The following is a 13,769-nucleotide window of genomic DNA, read 5'->3' on the forward strand; positions in this document are numbered from 1 at the left end:
CTAACCGACCGAAGCCTGAGATGCAAACGCATCTCGGGCTTCGGCTTTTTTATATAGTAGCTTTTGTTTGACTATTTTTCTGACGGATAATCTGCAATCTTGGTGGCTTTATTATGCTTTGATATTCAATTAGCGATGAAACCTGCCCTAATTTTTGTTCTATAGCCTTCAGATGGTTGGTGTTCGGGTTATTTTGTGTAACTTTGTGGCGATAATCATACACTGTAACGACTGAATAGAAATGTCGAATGTGCATACGATTATTCTTTAATTTATGAAAATTTATAAGGTTGCAAAATATAATCTGGCTCTCGTTTTTGCTATGTTCTCCATCACAGGAAGAGCGGAAGATGTTTTGCATTATGAGGCGGCAGCCTTTGCGGGCACAGGCTCGGGAAAATTTGCCCCATACTACATATCTTCATTAGAACACGGACGTTTTACCCAATCTGACAATGTCAGGCTGGAAGCTTCTTTATGGAAGGACGTTGATTATGCTAAGCGTTTTTCATATGGTTTTGGTGCGGATGTGATAGGTGGTTATACATCGTCTGTTGCCTATGAGCGTTATAGTGCTGAAACCGAATCATGGTTTTTTCACAAGGAATCACCGTCTTCTGTATGGTTGCAGCAACTTTATGGTGAATTAAAATTCCGAGGCGTTTTTGCCCGGATCGGTCTTAAAGAAGAGAATTCGGCTCTGCTTAACCAACGCTTGTCGAGCGGCGATTTGATTCAAAGCGGCAACACTCGTCCGATGTTGCAGGCTCGCGCGGGATTTTGGGATTTTCAGAATATTCCTTTCACCAACGGTTGGCTACAGATTTCAGGAGAAGGCGCATTCGGTTACATGGCTGATGATGGTTGGTGGAAAAACCACTACAACTATTATGGCAACCACATCACATCCCACCAGCTCTATAATTACAAACGTGCCTATTTCCGTACAAAACCGTCCAAACCGTTTTCGGTTATTTTCGGTATGCAGGCGGCTGCTGTTTTCGGTGGTACGACCCGATGGTATTATGACGGTAAGCTTACGCGCACGCAAAGTCATCCCAAATCTTTGAAATATTTTGTAAAGATGTTGTTCCCCATGGAAGATGGTGGCGAAGGATTCTATTCCGGCAATCATCTTGGAACGTGGGACATCCGTGGCCGCTATCGTCTTAAGAACGGCGATGAAATTTTCGCCTACACTTCATGGCTGTGGGACGATGGGTCGGGCATCGGGAAACTTAATGGTTTTGACGGACTGTGGGGTGTCGAATATAAGGCTTCACGTCCGGGCTACATCTCAGGAGTCGTCGCCGAATATTTTGACTTTACAAACCAGAGTGGTCCGATTCATTTCAATCCCGGAGACTACGATGGTTGCACACTTCCGGGGCATGTCTCAGGCGCTGATGACTATTATAATAATGCCTCATATAATTCATATGCCTATTTCGGCATGTCATTAGGAACGCCTGTCATGATGTCGCCGATTTATAATCTTGACGGCAATCCTAATTTTGTCGCGAACTCGGTGCGCGGTTTCCACGTTGGTATTGAGGGAAGCATAACGCCTGCCGTCGACTATCGTGTCAAAGGAGGCTATCGCAAGGCATGGGGGACTCCGTTCAACATGCTGCCGCGACCGATTAATCTGACATCGGTAATGCTTGAGACCGCATGGCGCCCGGCACGCATTAATGGATTGACGGTCAATGCCAAAATCGAACTTGACCGTGGCAACATGCCTGAGAATGCTTTCGGTTTCCTTGTCGGAGTGAGATATGACGGATTGTTTAACTTTTAATTCTGAAGCATAGTGTTGTCTACCCGGATTAAAGCTGAAATAATGAAGGCCATGACTGTTTTTGTGGTCTGTCTGTCATTTGTAATCATGGCAGGGTGTACACGCCATAACGGTGATATAGGAGACCTCTTTGGCGAATGGCGACTTGAACGACTGACGGCCGACGGTCAGGAAACGGAGCTTTATGACGATTCATCCGACGGTCCGCTACTTTACACATGGGCCTTTCAGGGCAATATCATACGTATCAATACCATTTATGCCCACAATCGAGTCTTCGATTGCTTTGGGACATGGATGCGTGACGACGATTTGCTCGAACTGTGTTTTATCTATCATGACAACTCTCAGGGGACAGATTATCTCTACAATCCTCCGGAAGCAATGTGCTTTTCACCCGACGGAGTCACTCGCCTCCACATTGACCGTCTGACCGGCAAAAAAATGGAGGTAAGTTACACATCGGCTGATGGAGTTGAATACAGATACTATCTTACTCATCCTCATTAAAAGACGGATAGTCAGTTGCGAAATATAAACCACTTCGATAATAAGAAAATAACATATATGGATAGCATTAAAGAAAAAGTGCTTGTCACTGGAGCTGACGGCTTCATTGGGTCTCATCTGACTGAAGCCCTGCTTGCCGAGGGCTATAAGGTCAGGGCTTTGAGCCAATATAATTCCTTTAACGACTGGGGGTGGCTCGAAGGAATCAGTCATCCGGATCTGGAAATTGTCACCGGCGATGTCAGAGATCCGAATTTCTGCCGTCATATAACAGATGGCTGCTCTACTGTCTATCATCTTGCCGCTCTCATTGCCATCCCATATAGCTACGTTGCACCCGACAGCTATGTCGACACCAATATCAAGGGAACTCTCAATATGTGTCAGGCTGCGCGCGACTGTGGCGTGAAGCGACTGGTAGTGACCTCTACAAGCGAGGTGTATGGAACTGCAAGATATGTCCCGATTGACGAAAAGCATCCGCGTCAGCCACAGTCGCCATATAGTGCGACTAAAATCGGAGCAGATGCCATCGCCATGAGTTTCTATAACGCTTTTGAACTTCCTGTTGTCATAGCCCGACCGTTCAACACCTATGGCCCTCGCCAGAGTGCCCGTGCAATTATTCCCACTATTATCACACAGATAGCCAACGGGGCACGTGAAATCAAGGTCGGAGATCTCACTCCCACCCGTGATTTCAACTTTGTCAAGGACACGGCTGCCGGATTCATTGCACTCGGACGCGCCGAGGGTATTGAAGGAAAAGAAATAAACATTGCCACCGGCACAGAGGTCAGCATGCGTCAGACTCTCGAAACGATTGCCGATATAATGGGCGAAAAAGTCGACTACGTTGTCGATCCGGCCCGCTTGCGTCCATCGGGCAGTGAGGTGTTCCGTCTGTGTGGCGACAACTCACTCATAACCTCTCTGACTGACTGGCGTCCGCGCTATGACCTTGAGGCCGGACTCCGTGAGACTGTCGAATGGTTTACCAAGTCCGGGAATCTTGCTAAATATAAATCAGGAATCTATAACGTTTGATTTTGAGCATGAGCGGACACACTGACTCCAACAGCGGTAAGACGCGTAATATAAACATCCTGTTTCTGGGTGGCGCTAAGCGTGTTTCATTCGGACGAAAATTGATTGAGGCCGGCCGTAAGCTTGACATGGATGTCAGGATTTATAGCTATGAGCTTGAGCCGGAAGTCCCGATTGCTCTTGTCGGCGGCATTATTATCGGGCGCAAATGGAATGCTCCTGACATCCTCGAGCATCTCCATCAGATTGTAGCGGCCTATCATATAGATATAATGCTTCCTTTTGTTGACGGAGCGATATCCATCGCAGGAGCTTATGTGGCTACCTATGGTGATTCGTGGTCGCCGGTAGTCACACCCGGTAAGGCCGATACTTTGTTCGACAAGGTGCTGTCGGCCCGTGAGTTCGAGTCGCTCGGTCTCGACATCCCTCCGACATATACGGGTGGTCGCCCTGTTTTTCCGCTTATCGCAAAGCCTCGCCGTGGTTCAGCCTCAAAAGGCATTGAAGTAATAAATGGAATCAACGAATTCCGGCGCATTTCAAAAATAGCCGACGAGTATCTTATTCAGACCTACTATCCGGAGCGTGAGGAATTCACTGTTGACTGCTACATCTCGAAGCGGGGCAAGATTCTTTGTGTCAGTCCGCGCAAGAGGCTCGAAGTGGTCGGTGGGGAAGTTTCGCGCACCGTCACGGTCGATAACCCTGAGTTGCTTGAGGCATCGGTCGATGCGATTGTTAAGCTTGGTTTGCGTGGCGCTGTCACACTCCAGTATCTGCGTGATATCTCAACAGGACGTTTGATGCTGATGGAGATAAACCCGCGTCTCGGTGGCGGAGTGGTCTGTTCGGTTCATGCCGGGGCCGACATTCCGTCGATGATTCTGAAAGAGGCGGTCGGTCTCCCGCTTGAACCTGCCGCAGACATAAAGGCCGGTACTATGATTTGCCGTTATTTTGAAGAAGCAGTGTTTAATGTATGAAAAAGACAGGAAAAATAATCATAATCGCCGAGGCCGGAGTCAATCATAATGCCTCGATGGAAATGGCACGCAGGATGGTGGTCGAGGCCGCGCGTGCCGGAGCTGACTATGTAAAATTTCAGACTGCCGTGCCTGAACTTGTGATTTCTTCGATTGCACCTAAGGCTGCATATCAGAAGGAGACTACAGGCGAAGGGGAGTCGCAGCTTGAGATGTGTAAGGCTATCCATCTTCCGTTGAGTGCCTATCCTGAACTTGCGCAGCTTTGCCGTGAGGAAGGCATCGGGTTCATGAGTACTCCGTTTGACCTTGTCAGCATCGATTCGCTTGTGCCATTGCAGATGGACTACTGGAAGATTCCTTCGGGTGAGATTACAAATCTTCCATATCTGCGCAAGATTGCATCGATTGGCGGTAAAGTCATACTTTCGACAGGCATGTCGACAATAATAGAAGTCAATGAGGCAGTTGAAATCCTTGTCAACGGAGGCATCAGGCGTGAGGATATCTACCTGCTCCACTGCACCACTCAGTATCCGACCCCCTATTCCGATGTGAACCTTCTGGCGATGGAAAGCCTGCGGAAACTTAATGTCGGAGGCGTAGGTTACAGCGACCATACCCTCGGTATAGAAGTCCCGGTGGCGGCTGCGGCTCTTGGCGCACAGGTAATTGAAAAACATTTCACTCTCGACAAGTCTCTGCCCGGCCCTGACCACCGTGCGTCGCTTGACCCGGCCGAGCTTGCTGCAATGGTAAGTGCCATACGCAATATAGAGGTGGCTCTTGGCTCGGGTGATAAGCGTGTCGCCGATTGTGAGCGCCCCAATATTGAAGTTGCGCGAAAAAGCATTGTGGCGTCACGTCCGATAGCTGCCGGCGAAGTGTTCACCGAAGAAAATATTACAGTCAAGCGTCCCGGTAATGGAATCAGTCCGATGGATTGGGATTCTGTAATCGGCAAAAAGGCGAAAAAAGATTTTCCCTACGACTCTTTGATTGAACTTTAAAGCCTCTGGTTTCATTCTTAATTTTAGAAATAAGGTTTAACGAACCTTATTTCTAAAATTGGTGTGTTTTTTGTATTCATGTGTCTATAATCCTGATTTTCGTGTATTGACCAAATGAAAGGCTCGCTCCGTTTATCACTTTCACAAAAATTGCAACAACGCTTATCCCCGTTGCAGATGCGCTTCGTGCGTCTTCTTGAAATGAATGGTCTGGAGATTGAGGATGAAGTGCATCGTGAGCTTGATGACAATCCGGCACTTGAAGTCGCCGATACACCCATAATTGAAGGGGAGGATGATTTCAATGAAAGTGCCGAGGATCTTCAGTTGGCCGACTATCGTAATGAAGATGAGATTCCGTCCTACAGGTTTGAGGCAAACAACCGTTCGGCCGACGATGAATTTTATGAGCCGGTGGCCGTTGCCGACGAAGGCTCGTTGAGCGAGTCGTTGACACGTCAGCTATCGGAAACCGATATTGATGCGCGCGACATGCCGATTGCACGCTACATAATTGGAAATCTTGATGATAATGGCTATCTGACACGTACGCTGACACAGATTCTTGACGATCTGGCAATCAATGCCGGGATTGACATTTCGATGGAGCATTTGCGTGAGATTGTCGGACGTGTGCGTGAGCTTGATCCTCCGGGAGTGTGTGCCTACGATTTGCGTGATTGCCTCGTGTTGCAGCTGCGTCGCATGCCGCAGTCCGACATCCGTGACCTTGCGCTTGAAATAGTGGAACATTATTTCGATATATTCTCGCTCAGGCACTTCGACAGGCTTGCATCGATGCTTGATGTTGACCGTGATAGACTTCGGGATGCAGACGAATTGATTAGGACTCTTAATCCGAAGCCCGGCGGACAGCTTGGCGATAGTGTCGGCGATGAAAAATCCCGTCACATAATTCCTGATTTCAATGTCGAGGTCGACGGCAATGTCATCACTCTATCTCTCGTCAACAATGTCCCGGAGCTTACGATTGAAAGCAGTTTTACAAGTGACGGTGACAGTTTTGTTTCCGTTGCAGGTTCATCAGGCGAACGGAAGGCAGCCCGTGCATTTATAACACGTAAGCGTGAGGATGCGACTGAATTTATTGAGCTTCTCAAGCTCCGTCAGGAGACGCTCTATAGAGTCATGTCGGCCATTGTGAAGTTGCAACATGATTTTTTTATAAGTGAGGACGAGAGCCGCCTGCGTCCGATGATTTTGAAGGATGTATCCAATGAAACAGGCTATGATCTTTCGGTGATTTCGCGTGCGACTGCCGGAAAATATGTTGCCACTCCGGGCGGGACATATCCGTTGAAATTTTTCTTCAATGAAAAAGTGGGTTCCGAGGAAGATGCTTCGTCCCACGAAATACTTGCGGCCATACGTGAACTTATCGCCGGTGAGGATTCCGATCATCCTCTCAGCGACGATGCGTTGATGAAACTCCTCGCCGAACGGGGCTACGACATCGCACGCCGCACAGTCGCCAAATACCGCGAACGCCTCTCCATCCCCGTCGCCCGCCTAAGAAAGAAAATCTGAAGAATCTGATTTGAAATATGATAACTCAATATCTCTATATGGTTTTAAGATATTAATTGATATAAATTAACTTAATTAGAGATAATGGGACATGCTTCTATTAAGTATAAACTAAAACCTTAAATCTTTGTAACGAAGCAGTGTCAGGGATTGTGGCTGATAATTGTCGGTGTGGGGTTTTGCCTTTAGCAAATAAAACGCTAAATTTGCGTTTAAATAAGAAATTATCTTTTTTAAGGTAAAAAGAACGGATTGATTGTTGTTATAATGTAATCCGATTGTCAAGACAATATGAAGAAATTTTCAGAAATAGTGTCAGCGGTGTTCTCGCCTCTACTCGTGCCGACCTATGGCATGGTGCTTGCCGCTTTCCTTACGATTCTAAGGCTGCTGCCGTCCAATCTGCTGTGGACCGCGATTGGCATAACCTTCGTCATAACATGCCTCGTGCCTGTTTCAGCTATTGTGGCGCTTTATCGTAGCGGCATCGTAAAAGATCCGGGGCTCAACGAGCGCACGGAGCGGTTCATACCTTACGGAGTTGTCGTGCTATGCTATCTTGGATGTAGCTTCTTTTTTTATAAGGCAAGCGCTCCGTTCTGGCTTCCGATGTTTTTGCCGGTGCAGCTTTAGCAACCGTTATCAGCACGGTTGTGAACTGCTGGTGGAAAATAAGCGCCCACGCAGCCGCGATGGGCGGACTTGTTGCCCTTGTCTTTAGGATTGTAGCCTCGCATTACGCCTTGTTTAATATGAATATATGGCTGTCGGGGGTGATAGTTGCAGCCGGGCTTGTGATGACAGCCCGCGTATATCTGAGCCGTCACACTCTCTGGCAGGTGCTTGCAGGTTGTGCCAATGGCTTTCTATGCGTCTATCTGATGTCGATGATTCATTAAAACCAACGTTATCAACATATAAGAAATAAACCCATTATCATGAAACCAATAGTCAGCATCATCATGGGAAGCACAAGCGACCTTCCCATTCTAAAAAAAGCGGCCGACTTTCTCAACCAGATGGAAGTGCCCTTTGAGATGAATGCCCTTTCTGCCCATCGCACACCCTCGGAAGTCGAGGAGTTTGCCCGCGGGGCTGAAGGGCGAGGCATAAAAGTGATTATAGCCGCCGCAGGAATGGCTGCCGCCCTTCCCGGAGTAATCGCAGCCATGACCCCTGTCCCTGTCATCGGTATTCCTATCAATTCGAGTCTTGACGGCATGGACGCACTCTATTCCATCGTTCAGATGCCTCCGGGCATTTCGGTGGCGACAGTCGGAATCAATGCCGGAATGAACGCGGCAGTCATGGCAGTGCAGATTCTTGCCCTCGCCGATCCGGCTCTTGCAAAACGCTATGCCGATTACCGTTCGACTCTTTCACAGAAAATCGTCAAGGCTAACGAGGAACTGAAAACCGTTAAATATGATTTCAAGGTCGATTGATTCCTCTATGGTTTTCAATTGATTTTGTAGCTTCATATCCATCGCATTATAATCAAGACATGACTCACAGCGAAATCAGAAATTTCAATTATACACGTCGTTCTACCTGGCCCGTAAGAGTGGGGCAGGTAGAAATCGGCGGTGAAAATCCTATCCGTCTTCAGTCCATGACCTCGACCAGCACAATGGACAGTGAGGGATCGGTGGCCCAGATTAAGCGCATCGTCGATGCCGGGGGCGAGATTGTGCGCCTGACCGCTCAGGGTGTCCGTGAGGCGGAGAATCTTGCCGATATATCCGCACGTCTGCGTGCCGAGGGGATTGACACTCCTCTTGTGGCTGATATTCATTTTAATCCGCGTGCGGCTTTCGCAGCTGCTTCGAGAGTGGAGAAGGTGCGTATCAATCCCGGAAATTTTGTTGATCCCGGACGTGTATTCAAGAAGATTGACTACACCGACGAGGAATATGCGGCTGAGATTGTCAAAATTGAAGAAGGCCTTGTGCCTCTGCTTGACATATGTCGTGAACACTCCACTGCGTTGCGCATCGGTGTGAACCACGGTTCGCTTTCCGATAGAATCATGAGCCGTTATGGCGACACTCCGGCCGGCATGGTCGAGAGTGCGCTGGAATTTCTGCGTGTGTGTCTCAAACATGATTTTCGCGATGTCGTGATTTCAATAAAAGCATCGAATGTCGGGGTCATGGTCGAGACAGTCCGCCGTCTTGTGGCGGCGATGGATGCCGAAGACATGCACTTTCCGCTCCATCTCGGTGTCACCGAGGCCGGCGATGCGGAAGACGGACGAATCAAATCGGCTGTCGGCATCGGTTCGTTGCTGGCCGACGGCATCGGCGACACTATCCGTGTCTCACTCAGCGAAGAGCCTGAGTTAGAGATTCCTGTAGCCCGCGCAATCAGCGGATTTATCTCCGGGCTTGCAGATGGGAAAGAGGTGACGCCACAACCAATGCCGGAGGACTATAATGAATTTTCGCCTGTACGCCGTGTCAGCGTGTGGTCTACGCGTCAGCCTGTCGTAGTCGGGCTCGACATGAATCCGTCAGATTTCGCGGATGCAGTCACTGTATTGGCTGAGGATGGCCTGTCAGACAAACTTCGTGATGAGTTGGCCGGCGATAGCTCACGTGTGCTCATCCTTGACAGCAAGGAGGCCAACGCTATCGGGCATATCCGCTCGTTTATGTTTGCGATGATGAACAGCTCTCTGACCAATCCTATCATAATCCGTCGCGACTACAGCGGTCTGACCGAGGATGATATGATAATCGCGGCTTCCATTGAGCTTGGTTCGGTCCTCCTTGCAGGTTTTGCCGATGGTGTGTGGATTGAGTCGGCCGGAGTCACCCGCGAGCGCCTCAATGACATATCCCTTGCCATCCTTCAGGCAACACGCCTGCGCATTTCGAAGACTGAATTCATTTCATGTCCCGGATGCGGACGCACTCTTTATGACCTCCAGTCGACATTGCGCGACATCAAGGCGGCCACTTCACATCTTAAAGGGTTGAAAATAGGTGTGATGGGCTGTATCGTAAACGGTCCGGGCGAAATGGCTGACGCCGATTACGGATATGTCGGAGCGGCTGCCGGTAAAATCAGCCTCTACAAAGGCAAGGAGTGTATAGAGAAAAACATTCCGGCCGCCGATGCCATCGAACGCCTTGTGGCTTTGATTAAGGAAAACGGCGACTGGACAGATAAAGAAGATTGAACCACGGTCACGCACCGTGAGCCGGTTAAATTTTTATTTTTGAAGCATGGAGACTGACGAGAAATACATGCGTCGTGCCTTGGAGCTGGCACGTCACGGAGAACTTGATGCCTCACCCAATCCTATGGTCGGCGCAGTGATTGTCGACCGTTCCGGCAGGATAATAGGTGAGGGCTGGCATCGTCGGTGTGGCGAAGGTCATGCCGAGGTCAATGCCGTGGCTTCGGTCAGAAACAAGGATTTGCTGAAAGATGCGACGATGTATGTCACTCTTGAACCGTGTTCCCACTACGGGAAAACACCTCCGTGTGCCGATATGATTGTCGAAAATGGGATTCCGCGTGTCGTCATCGGCACGCTCGACCCATTTGCGAAAGTCGCGGGGCGCGGAGTCGCCAAGCTGCTTGACGCCGGAGTCGAGGTGATGACCGGAATGCTTGAGGAAGAGTGCCGTGAACTTAACCGCAAGTTCATGACCGCCCACGGTCTACAGCGCCCTTACATCACATTGAAATGGGCACAGAGCGCCGACGGATTTATCGACGGACACATCTCCACGCCTCTTAATTCAATGCTCGTCCACAAGCTTCGTGCCACACACGACGCGATTCTCATCGGGAGCGGGACTGCGCTTGCCGATAATCCGACCCTGACGACCCGTCTCTATGCCGGAAAATCGCCTGTCAAAGTCGTGTTTGACCGTCGGAAGCGTGTCACGGCAGACATGCTGATGTTTTCAGATGGCGAAGTAATTGTCATTGATGGCGGGACCTCGCTTGCCGAGGCAATGCACACCTTATATAATAAAGGTATAAGTTCGGTGCTTGTCGAAGGCGGGGCGCAGATTATCGGCTCGTTTTTCAATGACGGCCTTTGGGACGAAATCAGGGTGGAGGTTTCGCCAAAGCCTATTGACGGAAAAATAAAAGCTCCATCACTTCCAGAAACAGACATAATTCCAGATATCCGGGTCGTTGACGGCCATAAAATAATTAGTTATAAAAGATGAAAATTGTAGAAGCACGCAAAGAGGATGCACAGCTGATCGCGCGTTCGGTAATGGACGCCGTCGGCAAAGAAATCTGTCAGAGTCTCGCCGGCGAACATCACAGCCTCGATGATGTCGAAGGCATGTTCACCCGTCTGGCTGAGCGCGATGACAGCCAGTATAGCTATATCAACACACTCGTAGCTGTTGACGATGACGGCAAAGCTGTCGGTGTGTGCGTCGGTTACGACGGAGCGAAGCTTGATGAACTTCGCAAACCGTTTTTCGAGGCCGTCAGACAGGAACTTGGCAAAGACATGGGTGATGTCGAAGACGAGACCGATTCCTCGGAGTTCTATCTTGACACCCTTGCGGTCCTTCCGGAATATCGCGGTCGCGGAATAGCATCGCAGCTGTTGAAGGCATCTGTCAGCCGGGCTGCATCTATAGGCAAACCGGCCGGGCTGCTCGTCGACAAGGATAACGTCAATGCACGCCGTCTTTATGAAAGGGTCGGTTTCACTCAGGTCGGTGAACGTCCATTCTGCTATGTACTGATGGATCATCTGCAGTATACAGGCGAATGATAATCCTACAGAAAATACGGGCGGTGATTGCGTTGTCATTCATCGCCTGCTCGGCTTTGGCCTATGCCTTCCCGCTGAATGTACATGGTCTCGACACACTGAACACGGCTATTCTTATACGCGACCTCCGTTTCGGTCATGACATCGTGTCGGAAAACATTGACCGTTCGCTGATACCTGCTTCTGTCATGAAATCTGTGACAGTGGCCTCGATGCTTAATCTTGCCGACCCTCAGGAACGGTTCGCTACTCCTGTCGTGGCGGCCGGTTCAATCTGTGACGGTGTGCTGGATGGAAATATTGTGGTGAAAGTGTGTGGAGACCCCACAATCGAGTCGCAGTTCCTTCCCGAAACACAGGGCTTTGCCGACAGTATCGCTGCTGCGGTGCGTCGCATGGGCATATCAAAAATACGTGGAAACGTGGTTATCGACGAATCCGACTTCCCCGATGCGACCACACCTCCGGGATGGATGGACGAGGATATTCCGTGGTATTACGGCGCTCGCCTTCAGGGCGCTAATTTCCGCGACAACCGTTTCCGTCTCCGCTATCCGTCAAAAAAGACCGATCCGTTTGTCCCTGACCTGAAATTCAGTGTGGTCAAAGGCAGGGGAAGCAAGATTGACCGCAAGGATGGTTCGGAAACATTCCTCGTGAGGGGGACGCGTGCGATCAACGACATATTCTCGATGCCATATCCGCGCAAGGCAATGAGCTATGAGATTGTCTCGACGCTGAAGCAGGCCGGAGTCGAGGTGGCAGGGCAAAATGTGAGTCCTTCGCCGGAAGAGACTGAGATTTATGTCCATCACTCCTCGCCGTTCGGCGAAATCATGCAGAGTCTCATGTTTCGTTCCGACAATCTTATGGCCGAAGGTATGCTACGTGCGCTTACTCCCGGCGGCACTCGTGCCGATGCGATAATGGAGGAACAGGCCGTATGGTCGATGGCCGGAATAAGCGCCCATGGAATCAATATCGTGGATGGCAGCGGACTTTCACGCGACAACCGTCTGACGGCAAGATTCCTTGGAGATGTCTATACTTACATGGCCACAGATTCGTTTTCAAACGACTATCTGATTCTTTTCCCGAAAGCCGGGTTTGACGGAACGATGAAAAATTTTCTTGTCTCGACACCTTTAGCCGGACGCGTGGCCATGAAAACCGGGTCAATGAAAGGTGTGCAGAGCTATGGAGGCTATCTTTTTGATGAAAACGGCTTCCCGACACATGTAATGGTGTTTATGGCCAATAATTTCAGATGTAGCCGTGCGGCTCTGAAAAAAGAGATTGAACGTTTGTTATTAGAAAAATTTAATGTAAGTTTGCAGATTGAAAACCCAATAGAAGCAGACGACCAAGAAAACAATGATGAACAAAGACTTGACCGGACTACTTAATCTGGCCTACGAAATAGAAGGCTTGTTGATGCTCCACATCAGCCGTGGCGAGGAGACGAGCCCGGAAATGGAACATCTTCTTATTGCTAAGGCTGAGAAGCTTTTGGCCGGACTGACGTCCGACAACAGTGTAGACGATGCGCAGGCCATCTCACAAAAAGATGAAATTGTCTCCACTCCGACAGAGGCCGTTGCCTCATGCACTGAAGTTCCTGCCGTCGAAGTAGATAATTCCGCTGTTGAGGTTGAAGAACCTGTCGAGACCTCCGCACCGGTTATCGAGTGCAAGATGACTGACGGTTGTGAGTCAGAGAAGTCTGATGAGGCAGCTGTAGAGACAGCGGATGCCGACGCTGAGGCTGTGGCCGAAAGCGCCGTGGCCGAGGAGGCAGCCGATGCCGATGTGACGGTGACGACAGTCAATGATACACTTGGGGCAGAGACTCAGCTGACTCTCGATGAAAAACTTGCGCGTGAGCGTGCGTCGGACATCTCGAAAGCCTTCACTCTCAATGACCGTTTCCGTTTCCGCAGGGAGCTATTCCGTAATTCCGATGAGGAATTCCGTGAGACACTCGAAGCCATCGGAAGCATGGCGGATATGGATGAGGCGGAGGATTATTTCTTTAATGATCTCTGTTGGGATGCCTCCGACCCTGTTGTCAAGGAGTTTATGGCTATAGTCGCCAAACATTTCTGAAA

The 13,769-nt window shown here is 49.6% G+C and carries 14 protein-coding genes; all 14 read left to right on the forward strand.

Features of this window, described 5'->3' with window-relative positions; genetic code table 11:
- Positions 1–274 precede the first annotated feature (274 nt).
- Positions 275–1,801, forward strand: a complete 1,527-nt coding sequence (locus QZ311_RS09840; protein WP_297067187.1) for a capsule assembly Wzi family protein — start codon at positions 275–277, stop codon at positions 1,799–1,801.
- A 51-nt stretch (positions 1,802–1,852) separates the two neighbouring features.
- Entirely contained in the window at positions 1,853–2,311 is a 459-nt protein-coding gene (locus QZ311_RS09845) for a lipocalin-like domain-containing protein (protein WP_297067189.1), read from the forward strand.
- Positions 2,312–2,368: 57 nt separating this feature from the next.
- On the forward strand, positions 2,369–3,358 hold the full coding sequence (locus tag QZ311_RS09850; RefSeq protein ID WP_297067190.1) for an NAD-dependent 4,6-dehydratase LegB: 990 nt from the start codon (positions 2,369–2,371) through the stop codon (positions 3,356–3,358).
- 8 nt (positions 3,359–3,366) lie between these two features.
- Positions 3,367–4,344 carry an ATP-grasp domain-containing protein gene (locus QZ311_RS09855; protein WP_297067192.1) on the forward strand — a complete coding sequence of 326 codons (978 nt, stop codon included), beginning with the start codon at positions 3,367–3,369 and terminating at the stop codon, positions 4,342–4,344.
- Positions 4,341–5,354, forward strand: a complete 1,014-nt coding sequence (gene neuB / locus QZ311_RS09860) for an N-acetylneuraminate synthase (RefSeq protein WP_297067194.1) — start codon at positions 4,341–4,343, stop codon at positions 5,352–5,354. Before QZ311_RS09855 ends, neuB begins: the two co-directional genes overlap by 4 nt.
- Positions 5,355–5,468: 114 nt before the next feature.
- Positions 5,469–6,902, forward strand: a complete 1,434-nt coding sequence (rpoN, locus tag QZ311_RS09865) for an RNA polymerase factor sigma-54 (RefSeq protein WP_297067196.1) — start codon at positions 5,469–5,471, stop codon at positions 6,900–6,902.
- Positions 6,903–7,193: 291 nt separating this feature from the next.
- On the forward strand, positions 7,194–7,535 hold the full coding sequence (locus QZ311_RS09870; protein ID WP_297067198.1) for a hypothetical protein: 342 nt from the start codon (positions 7,194–7,196) through the stop codon (positions 7,533–7,535).
- 20 nt (positions 7,536–7,555) lie between these two features.
- Positions 7,556–7,801 (forward strand): phosphatase PAP2 family protein, encoded by a 246-nt coding sequence (locus tag QZ311_RS09875; protein WP_297067200.1) that lies wholly within the window; start codon positions 7,556–7,558, stop codon positions 7,799–7,801.
- 39 nt (positions 7,802–7,840) lie between these two features.
- The gene (purE, locus tag QZ311_RS09880) at positions 7,841–8,347 is read left to right on the forward strand and encodes a 5-(carboxyamino)imidazole ribonucleotide mutase (protein WP_297067202.1); all 507 of its coding nucleotides are present in this window, start codon (positions 7,841–7,843) and stop codon (positions 8,345–8,347) included.
- 74 nt (positions 8,348–8,421) lie between these two features.
- Positions 8,422–10,086: a (E)-4-hydroxy-3-methylbut-2-enyl-diphosphate synthase gene (gene ispG / locus QZ311_RS09885; protein WP_297067261.1), complete on the forward strand. Its 1,665-nt coding sequence runs from the start codon at positions 8,422–8,424 to the stop codon at positions 10,084–10,086.
- Between the two features lie 46 nt (positions 10,087–10,132).
- A complete protein-coding gene (gene ribD, locus QZ311_RS09890) occupies positions 10,133–11,095 on the forward strand; it encodes a bifunctional diaminohydroxyphosphoribosylaminopyrimidine deaminase/5-amino-6-(5-phosphoribosylamino)uracil reductase RibD (RefSeq protein WP_297067204.1) in 963 nt (320 codons plus the stop codon).
- Positions 11,092–11,661, forward strand: coding sequence for an N-acetyltransferase (locus QZ311_RS09895; protein WP_297067206.1), 570 nt, complete (start codon positions 11,092–11,094; stop codon positions 11,659–11,661). The genes ribD and QZ311_RS09895 overlap by 4 nt, the downstream gene beginning before the upstream one ends.
- The gene (gene dacB / locus QZ311_RS09900) at positions 11,658–13,067 is read left to right on the forward strand and encodes a D-alanyl-D-alanine carboxypeptidase/D-alanyl-D-alanine-endopeptidase (RefSeq protein ID WP_297067208.1); all 1,410 of its coding nucleotides are present in this window, start codon (positions 11,658–11,660) and stop codon (positions 13,065–13,067) included. The genes QZ311_RS09895 and dacB overlap by 4 nt, the downstream gene beginning before the upstream one ends.
- A complete protein-coding gene (locus QZ311_RS09905) occupies positions 13,036–13,767 on the forward strand; it encodes a hypothetical protein (RefSeq protein ID WP_297067210.1) in 732 nt (243 codons plus the stop codon). Before dacB ends, QZ311_RS09905 begins: the two co-directional genes overlap by 32 nt.
- Positions 13,768–13,769: the final 2 nt, after the last annotated feature.

Source organism: uncultured Duncaniella sp. (genome assembly GCF_910578445.1).
In the GTDB taxonomy this organism is placed as follows: domain Bacteria; phylum Bacteroidota; class Bacteroidia; order Bacteroidales; family Muribaculaceae; genus Duncaniella.